The organism is Streptomyces sp. NPDC058877, from assembly GCF_042742855.1.
In the GTDB taxonomy this organism is placed as follows: Bacteria; Actinomycetota; Actinomycetes; order Streptomycetales; family Streptomycetaceae; genus Streptomyces.
Genome location: NZ_JBHYMF010000017.1, coordinates 1 through 19042, shown reverse-complemented (window position 1 = coordinate 19042; position 19042 = coordinate 1). Strand labels below are relative to the sequence as shown.

General features: G+C 70.2%; 18 protein-coding genes. 9 read left to right on the top strand and 9 right to left on the bottom strand.

Features of this window, described 5'->3' with window-relative positions:
- Positions 1 to 13 precede the first annotated feature (13 nt).
- From acs to ACFW2Y_RS06480, 5 genes are all read left to right on the top strand, one after another.
- Positions 14 to 1969, top strand: coding sequence for an acetate--CoA ligase (gene acs, locus ACFW2Y_RS06500; protein ID WP_384874422.1), 1956 nt, complete (start codon positions 14 to 16; stop codon positions 1967 to 1969).
- Positions 1970 to 2234: 265 nt separating this feature from the next.
- Positions 2235 to 3626, top strand: coding sequence for a Na+/H+ antiporter NhaA (gene nhaA, locus ACFW2Y_RS06495; RefSeq protein ID WP_384874419.1), 1392 nt, complete (start codon positions 2235 to 2237; stop codon positions 3624 to 3626).
- A 70-nt stretch (positions 3627 to 3696) separates the two neighbouring features.
- Positions 3697 to 4182, top strand: a complete 486-nt coding sequence (locus ACFW2Y_RS06490; protein ID WP_384874416.1) for a phage holin family protein — start codon at positions 3697 to 3699, stop codon at positions 4180 to 4182.
- Positions 4179 to 5114, top strand: coding sequence for an alpha/beta fold hydrolase (locus tag ACFW2Y_RS06485; protein WP_384874414.1), 936 nt, complete (start codon positions 4179 to 4181; stop codon positions 5112 to 5114). Before ACFW2Y_RS06490 ends, ACFW2Y_RS06485 begins: the two co-directional genes overlap by 4 nt.
- Before the next feature lie 165 nt (positions 5115 to 5279).
- A complete protein-coding gene (locus ACFW2Y_RS06480) occupies positions 5280 to 5471 on the top strand; it encodes a hypothetical protein (RefSeq protein ID WP_384874411.1) in 192 nt (63 codons plus the stop codon).
- A 33-nt stretch (positions 5472 to 5504) separates the two neighbouring features.
- Here the strand turns inward: ACFW2Y_RS06480 and ACFW2Y_RS06475 are convergent, their stop codons facing one another.
- The 3 genes from ACFW2Y_RS06475 to nth form a co-directional block, all read right to left on the bottom strand.
- Positions 5505 to 6704, bottom strand: coding sequence for a MarP family serine protease (locus tag ACFW2Y_RS06475; protein ID WP_384874408.1), 1200 nt, complete (start codon positions 6702 to 6704; stop codon positions 5505 to 5507).
- 78 nt (positions 6705 to 6782) lie between these two features.
- Entirely contained in the window at positions 6783 to 7490 is a 708-nt protein-coding gene (locus ACFW2Y_RS06470) for an NUDIX hydrolase (protein WP_384874405.1), read from the bottom strand.
- 171 nt (positions 7491 to 7661) lie between these two features.
- Entirely contained in the window at positions 7662 to 8684 is a 1023-nt protein-coding gene (gene nth, locus ACFW2Y_RS06465; protein ID WP_384874402.1) for an endonuclease III, read from the bottom strand.
- A gap of 185 nt (positions 8685 to 8869) precedes the next feature.
- On the opposite strand from nth, the gene ACFW2Y_RS06460 reads away from it, so the two are divergent.
- Complete coding sequence (locus ACFW2Y_RS06460) at positions 8870 to 9544, top strand: Crp/Fnr family transcriptional regulator (protein WP_015034542.1); 675 nt, start codon at positions 8870 to 8872, stop codon at positions 9542 to 9544.
- 76 nt (positions 9545 to 9620) lie between these two features.
- Here ACFW2Y_RS06460 and ACFW2Y_RS06455 read toward each other — a convergent pair whose 3' ends face one another.
- The 5 genes from ACFW2Y_RS06455 to ACFW2Y_RS06435 all read right to left on the bottom strand — a co-directional run bounded on the left by ACFW2Y_RS06455 (position 9621) and on the right by ACFW2Y_RS06435 (position 13101).
- On the bottom strand, positions 9621 to 10505 hold the full coding sequence (locus ACFW2Y_RS06455) for a prohibitin family protein (RefSeq protein WP_384874399.1): 885 nt from the start codon (positions 10503 to 10505) through the stop codon (positions 9621 to 9623).
- A 179-nt stretch (positions 10506 to 10684) separates the two neighbouring features.
- On the bottom strand, positions 10685 to 11515 hold the full coding sequence (locus tag ACFW2Y_RS06450; protein WP_384874396.1) for an MBL fold metallo-hydrolase: 831 nt from the start codon (positions 11513 to 11515) through the stop codon (positions 10685 to 10687).
- Complete coding sequence (locus ACFW2Y_RS06445; protein WP_384874393.1) at positions 11515 to 12390, bottom strand: NUDIX hydrolase; 876 nt, start codon at positions 12388 to 12390, stop codon at positions 11515 to 11517. The genes ACFW2Y_RS06450 and ACFW2Y_RS06445 overlap by 1 nt, the downstream gene beginning before the upstream one ends.
- 85 nt (positions 12391 to 12475) lie before the next feature.
- Positions 12476 to 12946, bottom strand: a complete 471-nt coding sequence (locus ACFW2Y_RS06440; RefSeq protein ID WP_384874390.1) for a RidA family protein — start codon at positions 12944 to 12946, stop codon at positions 12476 to 12478.
- On the bottom strand, positions 12943 to 13101 hold the full coding sequence (locus ACFW2Y_RS06435; RefSeq protein ID WP_015034547.1) for a DUF4177 domain-containing protein: 159 nt from the start codon (positions 13099 to 13101) through the stop codon (positions 12943 to 12945). Before ACFW2Y_RS06435 ends, ACFW2Y_RS06440 begins: the two co-directional genes overlap by 4 nt.
- Positions 13102 to 13259: 158 nt before the next feature.
- Here ACFW2Y_RS06435 and ACFW2Y_RS06430 point away from each other — a divergent pair, with 158 nt between their 5' ends.
- Together ACFW2Y_RS06430 and ACFW2Y_RS06425 are read left to right on the top strand one after the other, a co-directional pair.
- Positions 13260 to 14222 carry an ArsA family ATPase gene (locus ACFW2Y_RS06430; protein ID WP_384874387.1) on the top strand — a complete coding sequence of 321 codons (963 nt, stop codon included), beginning with the start codon at positions 13260 to 13262 and terminating at the stop codon, positions 14220 to 14222.
- Between the two features lie 176 nt (positions 14223 to 14398).
- Complete coding sequence (locus tag ACFW2Y_RS06425; protein ID WP_384874503.1) at positions 14399 to 15691, top strand: ArsA family ATPase; 1293 nt, start codon at positions 14399 to 14401, stop codon at positions 15689 to 15691.
- 129 nt (positions 15692 to 15820) lie between these two features.
- Here ACFW2Y_RS06425 and ACFW2Y_RS06420 read toward each other — a convergent pair whose 3' ends face one another.
- Entirely contained in the window at positions 15821 to 16165 is a 345-nt protein-coding gene (locus ACFW2Y_RS06420) for a WhiB family transcriptional regulator (protein WP_384874385.1), read from the bottom strand.
- Between the two features lie 578 nt (positions 16166 to 16743).
- On the opposite strand from ACFW2Y_RS06420, the gene ACFW2Y_RS06415 reads away from it, so the two are divergent.
- A complete protein-coding gene (locus tag ACFW2Y_RS06415; protein ID WP_384874382.1) occupies positions 16744 to 18990 on the top strand; it encodes a transglycosylase domain-containing protein in 2247 nt (748 codons plus the stop codon).
- The last annotated feature ends 52 nt before the right edge of the window (positions 18991 to 19042 follow it).

The window sequence follows — 19042 nt, the reverse complement described above, 5'->3', positions numbered from 1 at the left end:
AAGGGAGATGTTCGTGAGCAACGAATCCTTGGCCAACCTGCTCAAGGAAGAGCGGCGGTTCACGCCGCCCGCCGAGCTGGCCGCGGACGCCAACGTGACGGCGGAGGCGTACGAGCAGGCCAAGGCGGACCGGCTGGGCTTCTGGGCCGAGCAGGCCAAGCGCCTCAGCTGGGCCACCGAGCCGACCGAGACCCTCGACTGGTCGAACCCGCCGTTCGCCAAGTGGTTCGCTGACGGCGAGCTGAACGTCGCGTACAACTGCGTCGACCGGCACGTCGAGGCCGGCCTCGGCGACCGGGTCGCCATCCACTTCGAGGGCGAGCCCGGCGACAGCCGCGCCATCACCTACGCCGAACTCAAGGACGAGGTCTCCAGGGCCGCCAACGCCCTGACCGAACTGGGTGTCCGCAAGGGCGACCGGGTCGCCGTCTACCTGCCGATGATCCCCGAGGCGGCCGTCACGATGCTGGCCTGCGCCCGCGTCGGCGCCGCCCACTCGGTCGTCTTCGGCGGGTTCTCGGCCGACGCCGTCGCCTCCCGCATCCAGGACGCGGACGCCAAGGTGGTCGTCACCGCCGACGGCGGCTACCGCCGGGGCAAGCCGTCCGCCCTCAAGCCCGCCATCGACGAGGCGGTCGCCAAGTGCCCGCAGGTGGAGCACGTCCTCGTGGTCCGCCGCACCGGCCAGGACACCGCCTTCACCGAAGGCCGCGACGTGTGGTGGGACGACATCGTCGCCCGCCAGTCCAGCGAGCACACCCCGGAGGCGTTCCCCGCGGAGCACCCGCTCTTCATCCTCTACACCTCGGGAACCACCGGGAAGCCGAAGGGCATCCTGCACACCTCCGGCGGCTACCTCACCCAGGCCGCGTACACCCACCACGCCGTCTTCGACCTGAAGCCGGAGACCGACGTCTACTGGTGCACGGCCGACATCGGCTGGGTCACCGGCCATTCGTACATCGTCTACGGCCCGCTGGCCAACGGCGCGACGCAGGTCATGTACGAGGGCACCCCGGACACCCCGCACCAGGGCCGGGTCTTCGAGATCGTGCAGAAGTACGGCGTGACGATCCTCTACACGGCGCCGACGCTGATCCGCACGTTCATGAAGTGGGGCGACGACATCCCCGCGAAGTTCGACCTCTCCAGCCTGCGGGTGCTCGGCTCGGTCGGCGAGCCGATCAACCCCGAGGCCTGGATGTGGTACCGGAAGCACATCGGGGCCGACAAGTGCCCGATCGTGGACACCTGGTGGCAGACCGAGACCGGGGCGATGATGCTGTCGCCGCTGCCGGGGGTCACCGAGACCAAGCCGGGCTCGGCACAGCGTGCGCTGCCGGGCATCTCCGCCACCGTCGTCGACGACGAGGCCAACGAGGTGCCGAACGGCGGTGGCGGCTACCTGGTCCTCACCGAGCCGTGGCCGTCGATGCTCCGCACCATCTGGGGCGATGACCAGCGCTACATCGACACCTACTGGTCCCGCTTCGAGGGCAAGTACTTCGCCGGAGACGGCGCCAAGAAGGACGAGGACGGGGACATCTGGCTGCTCGGCCGGGTCGACGACGTCATGCTCGTCTCGGGCCACAACATTTCGACCACCGAGGTCGAGTCGGCCCTCGTCTCCCACCCGGCCGTGGCCGAGGCGGCCGTCGTCGGCGCCGCCGACGAGACCACCGGCCAGGCGATCGTCGCCTTCGTGATCCTGCGCGGCACTGCGAGCCAGGACGAGTCCCTCGTCGCCGAGCTGCGCAACCACGTCGGCGCGACCCTCGGCCCCATCGCGAAGCCGAAGCGGATCCTGCCGGTGGCGGAACTCCCGAAGACCCGCTCGGGCAAGATCATGCGCCGTCTGCTCCGCGACGTCGCGGAGAACCGCGAGCTGGGCGACGTCACCACGCTGACCGATTCATCCGTGATGTCACTCATCCAGACCCAGCTTCCGACCGCCTCCAGCGAGGACTGAGCCGCCGTCACACGGATGACGCGTACGCCCGCCCCGAGCTCCTGGGGGCGGGCGTACGCATGCCCGGCCCCGCCCCCGACCGGGCCCCGAGGGGACGAAAAGGGATAATCTCCCTAAAGTAAGCCCCGCCGGACACAGCTCGGGCTCGTTAGGTAAAGTTAGGTAAAGTAAGGATCGCGTCGAGGACGCAACAGCAATGCCTAGGTGAGCCGGGAAGTCTGGTCGGCATGTGCTTTGCCCTGCCTGTCCGCCGGAGGTCTCCCACGTGTCCGCGTCCACTGAACGCAAGTTCCTCGGCCGTCTCTCCCTACCGGAGCGGCGCTACCTCGCCGACGCCCTCCGCACCGAGACGGTCGGCGGCGTCCTGCTGCTCGTCGCCGCAGTAGCCGCCCTCGTCTGGGCGAACACTCCGATACGCGACAGCTACGAGTCCGTGCGCGACTTCCACATCGGTCCCGCCTCGCTCGGTCTCGACCTGTCGATCCAGCACTGGGCCGCCGACGGCCTCCTCGCGATCTTCTTCTTCGTCGCCGGCATCGAGCTCAAGCGCGAACTGGTCGCGGGCGAGTTGCGCGACCCCAAGGCGGCCATGCTCCCCGTCGTCGCCGCGATCTGCGGCATGGCGGCGCCCGCCCTCGTCTACGTCCTGGTGAACGTCATCGGCAACGGCTCGACGGACGGCTGGGCGGTGCCCACCGCGACCGACATCGCCTTCGCGCTCGCCGTCCTCGCCGTCATCGGCACGTCCCTGCCGTCCGCGCTGCGCGCCTTCCTGCTCACCCTCGCGGTCGTCGACGACCTGTTCGCGATCCTGATCATCGCGGTCTTCTTCACCAACGACCTCAACTTCTTCGCGCTCGGCGGCGCCGCCGCAGGGCTCCTCGTCTTCTGGTTCCTGCTACGCAAGGGCGTCCGGGGCTGGTACGTGTACGTGCCGCTGGCCCTGGTCATCTGGGGCCTCATGTACAACAGCGGCGTCCACGCCACCATCGCCGGCGTCGCCATGGGCCTGATGCTTCGCTGCAGCACCCGGGAGGGCGAGCAGCACTCCCCGGGGGAGCACATCGAGCACCTGGTCAGGCCGCTCTCAGCCGGTTTCGCGGTTCCCCTCTTCGCCCTGTTCTCCGCCGGCGTGAGCATTTCGAGCCGCGCGATCGGAGACGTCTTCACCCAGCCGATCACCCTCGGCGTCGTCCTGGGGCTCGTCGTCGGCAAGGCGATCGGCATCTTCGGCGGCACCTGGCTCGCCGCCCGCTTCACCCGGGCGGAGCTCAACCCCGAGCTGGCCTGGCCGGACGTGTTCGCCGTCGCCTCCCTCGCCGGCATCGGCTTCACCGTCTCGCTCCTGATCGGAGAACTCGCCTTCGCCGGGGACGCCGTCCTCACCGACGAGGTGAAGGCCGCAGTCCTGATCGGCTCGCTCATCGCGGCCGTCTTCGCCTCCGTCCTGCTGAAGCTGCGGGTCCGCAAGTACCAGGCGCTGTGCGCCGAGGAGGAGCGCGACGAGGACCAGGACGGGATCCCCGACATCTACGAGCAGGACGACCCGGCGTACCACCTTCGCATGGCCGAGATCTACGAGAAGAAGGCCGCCGAGCACCGCAAGCGCGCCGAACTGGCGGGGGCATCGCGCGATGGGGCCGACCGTCCGGCATGATCTGAGGCGGACTGTAGAAGAGGGACCGTTGAAGAGGACCTCGGACCGCAGAAGAGAAGAGGGAGCAGCGATGAGCGACCCGTTCGACGGAACCGAGCGCAGCCTTGGACAGCTGGTCGCCTCGGCGACCGCCGAGATGTCCGCGCTGGTGCACGACGAGATCGCCCTGGCCAAGGCCGAACTGAGGCAGGACGTCCGACGCGGCCTGTTCGGCAGCATCACGGGGATCGGCGCCCTCGTGGTACTGCTGTTCTCCTTGCCGATGCTGAGCTTCGCGCTCGCCTACGCCATCAACGCCTGGACCGGCGGCCACAACGGCAACGGGGGCTGGAACCTGGCCTGGTGCTTCCTGCTGTCCTTCACCTTCAACGTGCTGCTCGCGGTCCTGCTCGGGTTGATCGCCGCCGCCAAGTTCAAGAAGGTCAAGCCGCCGGAGAAGTCCATCGCCTCCGCCAAGCAGACGGCCGCGATCGTGCAGAACGTGAAGCCGCACCCGCGCCCGGAGCTGGACAAGGCGCTGGACAAGGCGTCCGTTGTGGGACGCTCGTCCGTATGACCCTCCCCGAGAGCAGCAACGGCAGCGGCGGGCCCGTACGGCTCGACGGGCCGTGGACCCATCGCGACGTGGCCGCCAACGGCGCCCGTTTCCACATCGCCGAGATGGGCGACGGACCGCTGGTGCTGCTCCTGCACGGATTCCCGCAGTTCTGGTGGACCTGGCGCCATCAGCTGCCCGCACTCGCCGAGGCGGGCTTCAGGGCCGTGGCGATGGACCTGCGCGGGGTGGGCGGCAGCGACCGCACGCCCCGGGGGTACGACCCCGCGAACCTGGCCCTCGACATCACCGGCGTCGTCCGCTCCCTGGGCGAGCCGGACGCGGCGCTCGTCGGGCACGACCTGGGTGGCTACCTCGCCTGGACGGCGGCCGTCATGCGGCCGAAGCTGGTGCGCCGTCTCGCGGTGTCCTCGATGCCGCACCCGCGCCGCTGGCGCTCGGCGATGCTCTCCGACTTCGCGCAGTCACGGGCCGGTTCGCACGTGTGGGGCTTCCAGCGGCCGTGGCTGCCGGAGCGTCAGCTCGTCGCGGACGACGGGGCGCTCGTGGGCGAGCTGATCCGGGACTGGACGGGCCCGAAGCCGGTCGACGAGGTCGCCGTCGAGGTGTACCGACGGGCGATGTGCGTGCCGTCGACGGCACACTGCTCGATCGAGCCGTACCGCTGGATGGTGCGGTCCCTGGCCCGCCCGGACGGCCTCCAGTTCAACCGGCGCATGAAGCGGCCGGTGCGCGTGCCCACGCTCCATCTGCACGGCTCGCTGGACCCGGTGATGCGCACCCGCAGCGCCGCGGGGTCCGGTCAGTACGTGGAGGCGCCGTACCGCTGGCGGCTCTTCGACGGCCTCGGGCACTTCCCCCACGAGGAGGACCCCGTGGCCTTCAGCTCGGAGCTCGTGAACTGGCTGAAGGACCCCGAGCCGGACCGCTGAAGGGCTCCGGGGCACGTCGCTGAAGGCGCCCGGCAGGACTGCTGACGGTCCGTCCGTACCGTTTGGCGCACAGGCATCCGTCGAACGGCCATGTGCCCGGCGCATACTCCAATTGGCGGGCCCGAGGGAGGTTACCGACCTTGGCCCCCGGGCAGACGTCGGAGTATGGGCTGGACGCACGACTACGGTGACACGACAGCACGCGACCGCCGCTCGGCCACGGGGCCGGCCTCCCGGGAGAGGGGCGGCCCTCAGGAGCAGGGGCGCGCGGGGCAAGGGGTGGGGATCTCACGCATCCTGCGCCGCAGGGCCCGATGGGTCTCGGCACGACTTCGGCATCCCAGGGACACCGCCTAGGTCCGCCGGGGCCGGGTCCGCCGGGCCTGGCCCCTAGAGGGCGCAGGCCTGGGTGTCGACCTGCTGGGAGGCGGTCCGGCCGCGTTCGATGTCCTCGCGGATCTCGTCGACCGTCAGCGCGTAGCCGGTGTTCGCGTCGTCGAGGGAGCGGGCGAAGATCACGCCGTACACCTTGCCGTCCTCGGTGAGGAGCGGCCCCCCGGAATTTCCCTGGCGAACCGTTGCGTACAGCGAGTACACGTCCCTGCGCACCTCGTCGCGGTGGTAGATGTCGGGGCCCTTGGCGCTGATGCGGCCCCGCACGCGGGCCGAGCGCACGTCGTACGAGCCGTTCTCCGGGAATCCGGCGACGATTGCGTCGTCGCCGCTGTGCGCGTCCTCCTCGGTGAAGGCCAGCGGGGTGGCCTTGAGGCCGGGCACGTCCAGGACGGCGATGTCGCGCTGCCAGTCGTAGAGGACGACCTTGGCGTCGTAGAGCTTGCCTTCGCCGCCTATCTGGACGGTCGGTTCGTCGACGCCGCCGACGACGTGCGCATTGGTCATGATGCGGCGGTCGGCAAAGACGAAGCCGGTGCCTTCGAGGACCTTTCCGCAGCTCTGTGCGGTGCCGACGACCTTGACGATGGAGCGCTGTGCCAGGGCTGCGACCGGGCTGTCGGCGAGCGCCGGATCGGGCGGCGTGACCGGGGTGATGGGCTCGTTGGCGAACGAGTTGAAGACCTGGGGGAAGCCGCTGCGGGCAAGGGTGGAGCTGAAGTCGTCGAACCACCCGGACGCCTGATCCGGCATCACCCGCTCCACACCGAGCAGCACCTTGGAGTTCCGCACCTCCTTGCCCAGGGTGGGCAGCGAGGTGCGGGCGACGGCGGAGCCGAGCAGCCAGGCCACCAGCAGCATCGCCACGACGTTGACGAGGGCACCGCCGGTGGCGTCGAGGGCGCGGGCGGGCGACCAGGTGATGTGCCGGCGCAGCTTGTTGCCGAGGTGGGTGGTGAAGGCCTGGCCGATGGAGGCGCAGACGATGACCACCATCACGAAGACCACGGTGGCGGTGGTCGAGACCTCGCTGTTGTCCGTCAGCTGGTCCCAGAGGACCGGGAGCAGCAGTACGGCGACGAGGCCTCCGCCGAGGAACCCGATCACCGAGAGGACACCGACCACGAATCCCTGGCGATAACCGATGACTGCGAACCACACGGCGGCGAGCAGCAACAAGATGTCCAGCACGTTCACCGTCAATAGCCTCGCAGATTCGTTTCCGGTCGCCCGGGTCGTTCGGCCCGTAACCGGCCCGTCCCGAAGGTCAGCCTGTCATGAGCGCCAGTCGAGCGGGACCTGCTTGGACCGGTCCCAGGGGCGCTCCCAGCCCGCGTAGTGAAGCAGCCGGTCGATGACTCCGGCGGTAAAACCCCAGACCAGGGCAGATGCCACGAGGAAAGCGGGGCCCTCGTGGCCGCTCGGGTGGACGGTGGTGGCCCGGTTGGCGGGGTTCGTGAGATCCACCACGGGCACGGTGAAGACGCGTGCGGTCTCGCCGGGGTCCACGACGCCGACCGGGCTGGGGGCGCGCCACCAGCCGAGGACCGGTGTGACGACGAAGCCGCTGACCGGGATGTAGAGCCGGGGCAGCACACCGAAGAGCTGGACGCCCGCCGGGTCGAGTCCGGTCTCCTCCCGGGCCTCGCGCAGGGCGGCGCGCAGCAACCCGCCGTCTGCCGGGTCGCCGTCCTCGGGGTCGAGGGCGCCTCCGGGGAAGGAGGGCTGTCCGGCGTGCGAGCGCAGGCTGCCGGCCCGCTCCATGAGCAGCAGCTCGGGCCCCTGCTCGCCCTCGCCGAACAGGACGAGGACGGCGGACTGGCGCCCTGCGCCGCTCGCGGGCGGCAGGAAGCGGCTCAGCTGCTCGGGCCGGACCGTGCGGGCGGCCCGGTCGACGGGCCCGAGCCAGTCGGGCAGCCCGTGGCGGCTGAGCAGGCCGCCCGAGCCGGTGGGGCCGTGGATCTCTTCGTCAGTGCGCGTCATGGGCACCCCCGTGGATTCTCAACGCGATCGGTGGACGGGTTCGTTCCCGCCCCGTCCCGAGGGGCTCGGGACGGGGGTCCCGAGGTTCCCGGTGGGCCTCCTGGAGGAGCACATCCCGCCGCCTCCGGGGTGGTTCCCGGAGGGGGACCGGGGAGGCGTCCCGGGCCGGATTCAGGTGGGGGAGCCCAGCGGGGGCGCCGGACGGCCGGGGTAGCCGGGCGGCGGGTTCAGCCGCTGGCCGGGGAGGCCGCCCTTCTCGTACTTGAGCAGCTTCCTCGCCTTCTCGGGATCGGTCTCCCCCTCGCCGTACGAGGGGCAGAGGTGGGTGATCGGGCAGGCGCCACAGGCGGGCTTGCGGGCGTGACAGATGCGACGGCCGTGGAAGATCACCCGGTGCGAGAGCATCGTCCACTCGCTCTTCGGGAAGATCTCGGCGACCTCGGCCTCGATCTTCACCGGATCGTCCGAGGCGGTCCACCCCCAGCGCCGGGCGAGACGCATGAAGTGGGTGTCGACGGTGATGCCGGGGACGCCGAAGGCGTTGCCCAGCACGACGAAGGCGGTCTTGCGGCCCACGCCGGGCAGCTTCACGAGGTCCTGGAGGCGTCCGGGCACCTCTCCTCCGAAGTCGTCCCGGAGGGCGGCGGCCAGCCCCATGATCGACTTGGTCTTGGCGCGGAAGAAGCCGGTCGGTCGGATCAACTCCTCCACCTCTTCCGGCACCGCGGCGGCGAGGTCCTCGGGGGTGGGGTACATCGCGAAGAGGGCGGGGGTGGTCTGGTTGACCCGGAGATCGGTGGTCTGGGCCGAGAGGACCGTGGCGACGAGCAGCTCGAAGGGGTTACGGAAGTCGAGCTCCGGGTGGGCGTACGGGTAGACCTCGGCGAGCTCCCGGTTGATCTTCCGGGCCCGGCGGACCATGGCGAGCCGCGTCTCCGGCTTGGCGGGCCTCGGGGACCCGGCGGGCTTCGCCGGCCGCGTGGACTTCGCGGGCGCGGCACCCCCGGCCGACGTCCCGGCGGGCTTCACGGGTGCGGCGGCCTTGGCGGGCTCGGCAGTTCCAGCAGGCCCCGCGACCTCACCTTTTAGACCTTTTGCCCGTTTCGACGCGCCGCGTTCGCCCACGGCGGAATTACCTTCGGCCGACACTCTTCCAGCCCCCTTGGCCTGCGCTCTCACCGGCGAGTTGGACACCCGGCCAGCCTAAGCGCCGACACCGACATCCGCCCCGGGCACGGCCGATCGGAGCCCAATCGGGCCCCTGACGTACAGGTGGGCGGCTCGGTGCGTCAAACTTGTTGTGATTGATCGCACTGTTTTGTGCGTCCGGCATCATGGGACCCAGGTCCTTTGAGCAGGTCGACAGTAGGAGAGAACTCGTGGACGACGTTCTGCGGCGCGCCCCGCTCTTCGCGGCGCTCGATGACGAGCAGGCTGCCGAGCTGCGCGCCTCGATGAGTGAGGCGACGCTCGCCCGTGGCGACGCGCTCTTCCACGAGGGCGACCCCGGTGACCGCCTGTACGTGGTCACCGAGGGCAAGGTGAAGCTGCACCGCACCTCCCCCGACGGCCGCGAGAACATGCTGGCGGTCCTCGGCCCCGGCGAGCTCATCGGCGAGCTGTCCCTCTTCGATCCGGGCCCGCGCACCGCCACCGCCACCGCGCTGACCGAGGTCAAGCTGCTCGGCCTGGGCCACGGTGACCTCCAGCCGTGGCTGAACGCCCGCCCCGAGGTGGCCACCGCGCTGCTGCGCGCCGTCGCCCGTCGACTGCGCAAGACCAACGACCAGATGTCCGACCTGGTCTTCTCCGACGTCCCGGGCCGCGTGGCCCGTGCGCTTCTCGACCTGTCGCGCCGCTTCGGCGTGCAGTCCGAGGAAGGCATCCACGTCGTCCACGACCTCACCCAGGAGGAACTGGCCCAGCTGGTCGGCGCCTCCCGCGAGACGGTCAACAAGGCGCTCGCCGACTTCGCCCAGCGCGGCTGGCTGCGCCTGGAGGCGCGCGCCGTGATCCTGCTCGACGTGGAGCGCCTCGCCAAGCGCTCCCGCTGACTCCGAGGCAGTACCCGAAGGGCCGCCCCGATCCGATGTGACCGGGGCGGCCCTTCGCGTGCCCACGGAACCGGGCTCAGCGCTTCGAGCCGTCCACGATCACCGGGGCGGAGCCGCCGCTGCCACAGGGCACTGCGTAGACCGGGTTCTTCGCCGCGGCCTCCTTGTACGCGTCGATGCACTGGTTCATCAGGACCTTGTCCGTCAGCGAGTCGTTGAGGATCTTGTTGGCGCGGGCGATGCCCTCCGCCTCGATGCGGCGCCGGTCGGCCTCGGCCTTGGCGGTGCGGGCGGCCTCGGTGGCCCGCTCGGTCGCCTGCTCCTGCTGGATCTTGCGGTCGATCTGGCCCTGGAGGGCGTCCGAGGGCTTCACGTTGCGCAGGTTGACCGTGGTCACGTCGATGCCGCGCGGAGCCAGACGCTCCTTGATCAGGACGCCGAGCTCGGCGTTGATCTTCTCGCGGCCGGAGGCGTAGCCCTGCTCACTGGTGTAGCGCGCGAAGACGTTGCGGACGATCTCACGGCTGTCGGGGTAGACGAGCCGCTGCTGAATGGCGTCCTCGCTGCCCGCCAGCTTGTAGAGCTCGACGGCCTTGGACGGGACCACGGCCCACTTCACCGTGACCTCGACGTACATGACGCCGCCCTGCGAGGAACGGACCTCGACCACGTCCTTGTCCGAGAGGTTGAGGTCGACCGGGCGGGTGGAGAAGGTCGTGACGTCGGTGAACGGAGACTTCACGTGCAGTCCCGAGGTCATGGGCGAGCCGACCCGACCGAATGCGACCGGCACGCCGACCTCGTACGCGCTGACCACGTAGGTCATGCTCACGAGGAACGAGAAGAGACCGACCAGGAGCGCGCCGAGGGCCCCGAACTTCAACCCGCTCGAATCACTGGCACGACCGACGAAGAACAACACCGCTGCGGCGATGACCAGCAGCACGGCTATGACGAACACGAGCATTCCCCCCTGGAGCGACGAACCGATTGCCAGCGGAGCCTAAGACACGGGAAAGCCGCCGCACACTCCCGGGGCACGACCACAGGGGTGCTCGCACCCGACGGGAGACTCCCCGGACCGGAAACGGGCTCCCGGAGACGGGGCTCCCGGTGCCGGTGTCGGGGCGACCGAGGGCCTCAGGACGAACCGCGCTCCCCCAAGTACTCCAACTGCGCCCGCACGGACAGCTCGGCCGCCGGCCACAGGGAACGGTCCACGTCCGCATAGACGTGGGCCACCACTTCCGCCGCCGTCCGGTGGCCGCTCCGGACCGCCGACTCGACCTGCGCGAGCCGACTCGCGCGGTGGGCGAGGTAGAACTCCACGGCACCCTGCGCGTCCTTGAGGACCGGCCCGTGTCCCGGCAGGACCGTGTGCACCCCGTCGTCGACGGTCAGCGAGCGCAACCGCCGCAGCGAATCCACATAGTCGCCGAGCCGCCCGTCCGGGTGCGCGACCATCGTCGTCCCGCGCCCCAGGATCGTGTCGCCCGTCAGCACCGCCTGATCGGCGGGCAGGTGGAAGGAGAGCGAGTCCGAGGTGTGTCCGGGCGTCGCAACGATCCTCAGCTCCAGCCCGCCGACCGTCACCACGTCGCCCGTGCCGAGCCCTTCGTCGCCGAGCCGCAGCGCCGGGTCGAGGGCCCGCACGGCCGTACCGGTCAGCTCGGCGAAGCGGCCGGCGCCTTCCGCGTGATCCGGGTGGCCGTGGGTCAGCAGGGTCAGCGCGATGCGCTTGCCGAGCTTCTCCGCGGTGTCGACGACGTGCCGGAGGTGACCTTCGTCGAGGGGGCCGGGGTCGACGACGACGGCGAGTTCGGAGTCGGGCTCGGAGAGCAGCCAGGTGTTGGTTCCGTCGAGGGTCATCGCGGACGGGTTCGGCGCCAGGACGTTCACCGCGCGGGCGGTCGCGGGTCCGGACTCCACGAGTCCGCGCGGCTGGCCGGGCAGGGCGGCGGCGTCGCTCATCAGGCGCCCCCGGTGGGGATGACCTTGGTGAACTCCTCGTGCCCCGGCCAGCTCAGGACCAACCCGCCGTTCTCCAGCCGGGCCTGGGCGAGGACGGGGGTCATGTCCTGCTCCCCCGCTGCCGCGGGCACCTCGGCGGCCGTCCGGTACGGCTCCAGGGTGCGCAGGGTCGAGATCGTCGGCGGCATCATCGTCAGCTCGCCCCGGTCGTAACCGGCAGCGGCATCGGCCGGGCGGATCCACACCGTGCGGTCGGCCTCGCCGGAGACGTCCCGGGTGCGCTGGCCGGCCGGGAGCGCCGCCACGAAGAACCAGGTGTCGAAGCGGCGCTGCTCGAATTCCGGGGTGATCCAGCGGGCCCACGCACCGAGCAGGTCCGAGCGCAGCACCAGCCCGCGCCGGTCGAGGAAGTCGGCGAAGGACAGCTCCCGGGCGACGAGGGCCACCCGGTCCCGCTCCCAGTCCTCTCCGGTGGTGTCGCCGACGACGCCCTCAGCGGTCTCCCCGGCGAGCAGCACGCCCGCCTCCTCGAACGTCTCGCGCACGGCTGCGCAGACCACGGCCTGTGCCTGCGCGGGATCGTCGAGGCCGAGCCGGTCCGCCCACGTCTCCAACGAAGGGCCGGCCCAGCGCACCGGTTGTTCGTCCCTCGGGTCGACGCCGCCGCCGGGATAGGCGTACGCGCCGGCCGCGAAGGCCATCGACGTGCGCCGGCGCAGCATGTGGACCTCGGGGCCGGCGTCCCCGTCCCGCAGCAACAGGACGGTGGCGGCGCGGCGCGGCGTCACCGGGGTGATCTCTCCGGCGGCGAGGGCCCGGATGCGGTCGGGCCATTCCGGCGGGTACCACTGACCATTCGACTGACCATTCGACATGGCCGGATGCTATGCGGAAGCACAGAAATGCACGAGGGCCGGCCGTCCTGACGGGACGACCGGCCCTCCGTTCGGGAACCGGTGATCAGGCTTCGACCAGCTCGACCTGGACCTCGACCTCGACCGGCGCGTCGAGCGGCAGCACGGCCACTCCGACGGCACTGCGCGCGTGCACGCCCTTCTCGCCGAGGATCTCGCCGAGCAGCTCGCTGGCGCCGTTGATGACGGCGGGCTGGCCGGTGAAGTCGGCGGCGGAGGCGACGAAGCCGACGACCTTCACGACGCGCTTGATGCGGTCCAGGTCACCGGCGACCGACTTCACGGCCGCGAGGGCGTTGAGCGCACAGGTGGCGGCGAGCTGCTTGGCCTCCTCGGGGGTGACCTCGGCGCCGACCTTGCCCGCCATCGTAAGCTTGCCCGCGACCATCGGGAGCTGGCCCGAAGTGTAGACGTACACGCCGGACTGCACGGCCGGCTGGTAGGCGGCGAGCGGCGGCACGACCTCGGGCAGCTTCAGGCCGAGCTCGGCGATCCGCGCCTCGACGGCCCCGCTCACGACTTGGCCCGCTTCAGATAGGCCACGAGCTGCTCGGGGTTGTTCGGCCCGGGCACGACCTGGACGAGCTCCCAGCCGTCCTCGCCCCAGGTGTCCAGAATCTGCTTGGTCGCGTGCACCAGAAGCGGCACCGTGACGTACTCCCACTTGGTCATGGGGCCGACTGTATCCGTTGCCGGGCCGGCTGCCCCCCGAGGTGGCCCGTCACGGACGCCCGCGACGCCCTCCGGCGTGCCCCCGGGGCTCCCCCTAGGTGACTTCTCCGGGGCGGCCTGCTGATTGGGCGCAGCCGCCAGTGGTTAGGCTCGACAGCGTGAGCAGGCTCCAGGTCGTCAGCGGCAAGGGCGGTACCGGTAAGACGACGGTCGCCGCCGCCCTCGCGCTCGCCCTCGCGACGGAGGGGAAGCGGACCCTCCTCGTCGAGGTCGAAGGCAGGCAGGGCATCGCACAGGTCTTCGAGACGGAAGCCCTTCCGTACGAGGAGCGCAAGATCGCCGTCGCCCCGGGCGGCGGCGAGGTGTACGCACTGGCGATCGACGCCGAGCGGGCGCTCCTCGACTACCTCCAGATGTTCTACAAACTGGGTGGTGCCGGGCGAGCCCTGAAGAAGCTCGGCGCGATCGACTTCGCGACGACGATCGCCCCGGGCGTCCGGGACGTGCTGCTGACCGGCAAGGCGTGCGAAGCGGTCCGGCGGCGCGAGAAGCACGGCGGCCCCGCCTACGACCACGTGGTGATGGACGCACCGCCGACCGGCCGCATCACCCGCTTCCTCAACGTGAACGACGAGGTCGCGGGCCTGGCGAGGATAGGTCCGATACACAACCAGGCACAGGCCGTCATGCGGGTCCTCAAGTCCCCCGAGACCGCGGTCCACCTGGTGACGCTCCTGGAGGAGATGCCGGTCCAGGAGACGGCGGACGGCATCGCGGAGCTGAGGGACGCCGAGCTGCCGGTGGGCCGGGTCGTGGTGAACATGGTCCGGCCGCACGTCCTCGACGCAGCGGCGGTACGGGCCGCCTCCGGCAACCATCGGGAGGCCGTCGCGCGGGCCCTGGCCTCCGTCGGCGTCCCGGGCGGTACGGACCTGGTCGATCCGCTCCTCGAGCAGGCCGCCGAGCACGCCCGACGGGTGGAGCTGGAACGGACGCAGCGTGCGGCCCTGGAGGGCATCGGGGTGCCCTCGTACGAACTCCCCTTCCTCGGGGACGGAGCGGACATCGCGGGGCTCTACCGACTGGCGAAGGAACTGCGGAAGCAAGGGGTGGGCGCGTGACGGGGAAAGCAGGCACCGGAACGCGCAAGACCGCTGCCGAAACCGACCCCCGGCCGACCGCGGAGGACGGCACCGACACGGCGGGGACGGGTGCCGGCGCGGCAGGGACGGGTGCCACAAGGGTCGCCGCTTCCCCGGCCGGGGCGGACGCCGCCACCGACCCTGCCGGAAGCGGGCTGGACCGTGCCCCCGTCCTCGCGCTCGATCCGATCCTCGACGACCGGGGGACCCGCATCATCGTCTGCTGCGGCGCGGGCGGGGTCGGCAAGACGACCACGGCGGCGGCCCTCGGCGTGCGGGCGGCGGAGCGGGGCCGGCGCGTCGTCGTCCTCACCATCGACCCGGCGCGCCGGCTCGCCCAGTCGATGGGCATCGATTCCCTCGACAACACGCCGCGCAAGGTGGACGGCATCAAGGGCTCCGACGGCGGTGAACTGCACGCCATGATGCTCGACATGAAGCGCACCTTCGACGAGATCGTCGAGGCGCACGCGGACCCCGAACGGGCCCGGGCGATCCTGGAGAACCCCTTCTACCAGTCCCTGTCCGCCGGATTCGCCGGCACGCAGGAGTACATGGCGATGGAGAAGCTGGGCCAGCTCCGAGCTCGTGACGCATGGGACCTGATCGTCGTCGACACCCCGCCCTCCCGGTCCGCGCTGGACTTCCTGGACGCGCCGAAGCGGCTCGGTTCCTTCCTCGACGGGAGGTTCATCAAGCTGCTGATGACCCCCGCGAAGGTCGGGGGCCGGGCCGGGATGAAGTTCCTCAACGTCGGCATGTCGATGATGACGGGAACCCTGGGGAAGCTGTTGGGAGGTCAGTTCCTCAAGGACGTGCAGACGTTCGTGGTGGCCATGGACACCATGTTCGGCGGGTTCCGGACCCGCGCGGACGCCACGTACCGACTGCTCCAGGCTCCGGGCACGGCCTTCCTCGTGGTGGCCACGCCGGAGCGGGACGCACTGCGCGAGGCCGCGTACTTCGTGGAGCGACTGGCCGCCGAGGAGATGCCGTTGGCCGGGCTCGTCCTCAACCGGGTCCACGGCAGCGGTGCCGACCGCTTGTCGGCGGAGCGGGCACGGGCTGCCGCGGAAAATCTTGAGGAGGGACGCATTGTGGATCAGGGAGGCGGGAAAGATGGTCTTCGTGGCTCCCCGGCCACCGACCCCGAGCCGTCCGAACTCGCCACCGCCGCCGTACTGCCCGTATCCCAGGCTGCCCCCACAGCCGAATCGACAGACGAAACAGACGTGGACGTGCGTCATGTGACCGCGGGACTCCTGCGCCTGCATGCCGAGCGCATGCAGGTGCTCTCGCGTGAGCAGCACACGCGTGACCGCTTCACCGCGCTCCACCCCGAAGTGGCAGTGGCCGAAGTGGCTGCCCTGCCCGGCGATGTGCACGACCTCGCCGGGCTGCGGGCCATCGGTGACCGGCTCACGGGGGGACACACACCCTCGCCCTGAGGCCGCTTCGCGTACGAGTACCCGTATCCGCACTCGTACCCGAATCCGTACGCGTTCCCTTTGCCGTACGCGTTCCCTTTGCCGTACGCGTTCCCTTTGCCGTACGCGGATCTCGTACGGGTCGGGGTCCTAGCCGACCGCGGCGTACTCCTCGTACGTCGCATCGTCGTCGATCGCCACGGGCAGCAGGCCCGCTCCGCGCTCGTACTCCGTGCGCGCGGTCTCCAGGAGCCGGCGCCACGAGGTGACGGTCGGCCTCCGGCGCAGCAATGCACGGCGCTCGCGCTCCGTCATGCCACCCCACACGCCGAACTCCACGCGGTTGTCGAGCGCGTCAGCGAGGCACTCGGTACGCACCGGGCATCCGGTACACACCGCCTTCGCCCTGTTCTGCGCCGCTCCCTGCACGAAAAGTTCGTCTGGATCGGTAGTGCGGCAGGCCGCCTGCGCACTCCAGTCAGCTACCCAGCCCATACCGGCGCCGTCCTCTCCCGAATCGAGGCTCCCCCACGGCGGCAGCGGCATATTCACCGCTGCCAGTTGGGACGTTACGGAAGGTGGGCACAGCGCAACACCCCCTTCGGGCCCAATCTTGAATGGCCCGAACGGACTATGCGTGCGCGTCAGATCACCCAGGGGAGTGATCGAAGGACATACGGGAACTAAAGGACACATCGCCAGGACGCACCCTTCTTCACCGCAGCCATTCCGGACACTGTGTGACACATGCACCGGAATCGGACAGGAATTCTCCATGCTTCGGGGTCATGGAAATTCATGTCGACGTCACGTCCGGGTCTTGATGCGAGACCGCGTTGCTGTGACAGTTGGGAGCAGCTTAGGCCAATGCCTATACGCGTGTCCGGAGAATGAGGACGTCGCCGCCCGCGATGCCGTGCCGCTCCGGGGACGGCTCGCGCCTCCGCGCACCGGGCCCGTCGGACGGCGTGCACCCGCACCTGCGGCATCCGGATGTCACGGTCTGGTACGCGAACGCTCCGGGAGGCCCCCGCTCCTACGGAACGCTCATCCCCACGGATTAGGCTGCCCCCATGGCAAAGAAGCGCTCGGGCGGCGGTCTGACCGGGACCCAGCAAGCCGCAAAGTTCCTCGGTGTCAGCGTGCTCTCCGGAGCCGTGCTGGCGGGCATCGCCCTGCCCGCGGCCGGCGCGCTCGGGCTGGCCGCGAAGGGCACGGTCGAGGGGTTCGACGAGATCCCCTCGAACCTGAAGACCCCGCCCTTGAGTCAGCGCACCACCATCCTGGACGCCAAGGGCGGCCTGATCGCCACGGTGTACTCGCGGGACCGGAAGGTCGTCCCGCTGGACAAGATCTCCCCGTACATGCAGAAGGCGATCGTCGCGATCGAGGACGGACGCTTCTACGAGCACGGGGCGATCGACCTCAAGGGCGTACTGCGCGCCATCAACCGCAACGCGCAGTCGGGCGGGGTCGCGCAGGGCGCGTCCACGCTGACCCAGCAGTACGTGAAGAACGTGTTCGTCGAGGAGGCCGGTGACGACCCCGAGAAGGTCGCCCAGGCAACCCAGCAGACCATCGGCCGCAAGGTGCGCGAACTGAAGTTCGCGATCCAGGTCGAAGAGGAACTGGGCAAGAAAAAGATCCTGGAGAACTACCTCAACATCACCTTCTTCGGGCAGCAGGCCTACGGCATCGAGGCCGCCTCCCAGCGCTACTTCTCCAAGCCGGCCGCCGACCTCACCCTGGGCGAGGCCGCGATGATGGCCGGTCTGGTCCAGTCGCCGAGCCGCTACGACCCGATCAACGACATCCAGGAAGCCACCAAGCGCCGCAACGTGGTCCTCCAGCGGATGGCCGACGTCAAGGACATCAGCCAGGCCGAGGCGGACGAGGCGAAGGCGCAGCCGATCAAGCTGAAGGTCAAGACCCCGAAGAACGGCTGCATCACCGCCGTCAACGGCGCCGGCTTCTTCTGCGACTACGTCCGCAAGACGATCCTCAACGACCCGGTCTTCGGCAAGACGGTCGAGGACCGGCAGAAGCTCTGGAACCTGGGCGGCCTCACCGTCAAGACCACCCTCGACCCGCGCGCACAGGCCGCCGCCAACGAGGCCGCCATCGCGAAGGTCGACAAGGACGACCCCGTCGCCGCCTCGGTGGTGCAGGTCCAGCCCAAGACCGGCCGCATCCTGTCGATGAGCCAGTCCCGCCCGTACGGCCTGGACCAGAAGCAGCACCAGACCACGCTCAACCTCGCCGTCGGCAGCAAGATGGGCGGCACCACCTACGGCTTCCAGGTCGGCTCGACCTTCAAGCCGATCACGGCGGCGGCGGCCTTGGAGAAGGGCATCAGCCCGGCCCAGAGCTTCGACACCCCGGCGCAGATCAACGTCTCCGAGAGCGACTACACCCGCTGTGACGGAAAGCCCTCGGGGTACGCGAACTGGGAGGTCAACAACGAGCTGAAGTCCGAAAAGGGCATGTTCGACATGACGAGCGCCCTCGGCAAGTCCATCAACACCTACTTCGCCAAGCTGGAGCAGATGGCCGGCCTCTGCGAGACGCTGACGATGGCGAAGAAGGTCGGGTACGAGCGCGAACTGGGCAAGCCCATCGAGCAGAGCCCCTCCGTCACCCTCGGCAGCGTCGAGAGCACCCCGCTCGACATGGCGTCCGTCTACGCGACCTTCGCCAACCGCGGCCTGTACTGCACCCCGGTCGCCATCGAGTCGGTCAAGGCGGCCAACGGCGACAAGCTGAACGTGCCGAAAAGCAAGTGCACGCGCGCGATGAGCGACCGCACCGCCGACACCATCAACCAGATGCTGAAGGGCGTCGTCGAGGACGGCACCGGCACCCGGGCCGGCCTCAGCGACCGCGACAACGCGGGCAAGACCGGAACCACCAGCGACCGCTTGGACGCCTGGTTCGTCGGCTACACCCCGAACCTGTCCACCGCCGTCTGGGTCGGCGACGACGTCGGCGAGCGGAAGGGGATGTACAACCTCACCATCGGCGGCGTCTACTACGACAAGGTCTGCGGCGGCTGCCTGCCCGGCCCGATCTGGCGGATCGCGATGACCGGAGCGCTCGACTCCGACGAGACGCCGAGCTTCAGCCCCGTCTCCGTGCCGCGGGCCGAGAGGCCCAGGGACCCGGAGAAGGAAGGCGACGCGGGCCCGAACAAGCCCCGCAAGCGCGGTGACGCCAAGCCCGGCGACACCAACCCGACGGAACCGTTCCCCGGAGTGACGCTCCCGACGGACCTGCTCGGCGGCGGAGACGGACGCGGCAACGGCCGCGGCGGAAACCGCTGACGCACCGGACCACGAGCGCGAGGGCGCCCCACCCCATCGGGTGGGGCGCCCC

What these genes read in the sequence shown, in the direction of transcription:
- ACFW2Y_RS06490 (WP_384874416.1), top strand. Translation starts at nt 3,697, where the DNA reads ATGAGCGACCCGTTCGACGGAACCGAGCGCAGCCTTGGACAGCTGGTC.
- ACFW2Y_RS06485 (WP_384874414.1), top strand. Translation starts at nt 4,179, where the DNA reads ATGACCCTCCCCGAGAGCAGCAACGGCAGCGGCGGGCCCGTACGGCTC.
- ACFW2Y_RS06480 (WP_384874411.1), top strand. Translation starts at nt 5,280, where the DNA reads ATGGGCTGGACGCACGACTACGGTGACACGACAGCACGCGACCGCCGC.
- ACFW2Y_RS06470 (WP_384874405.1), bottom strand. Translation starts at nt 7,490, where the DNA reads ATGACGCGCACTGACGAAGAGATCCACGGCCCCACCGGCTCGGGCGGC.
- ACFW2Y_RS06450 (WP_384874396.1), bottom strand. Translation starts at nt 11,515, where the DNA reads ATGAGCGACGCCGCCGCCCTGCCCGGCCAGCCGCGCGGACTCGTGGAG.
- ACFW2Y_RS06445 (WP_384874393.1), bottom strand. Translation starts at nt 12,390, where the DNA reads ATGTCGAATGGTCAGTCGAATGGTCAGTGGTACCCGCCGGAATGGCCC.
- ACFW2Y_RS06435 (WP_015034547.1), bottom strand. Translation starts at nt 13,101, where the DNA reads ATGACCAAGTGGGAGTACGTCACGGTGCCGCTTCTGGTGCACGCGACC.
- ACFW2Y_RS06420 (WP_384874385.1), bottom strand. Translation starts at nt 16,165, where the DNA reads ATGGGCTGGGTAGCTGACTGGAGTGCGCAGGCGGCCTGCCGCACTACC.
- ACFW2Y_RS06415 (WP_384874382.1), top strand. Translation starts at nt 16,744, where the DNA reads ATGGCAAAGAAGCGCTCGGGCGGCGGTCTGACCGGGACCCAGCAAGCC.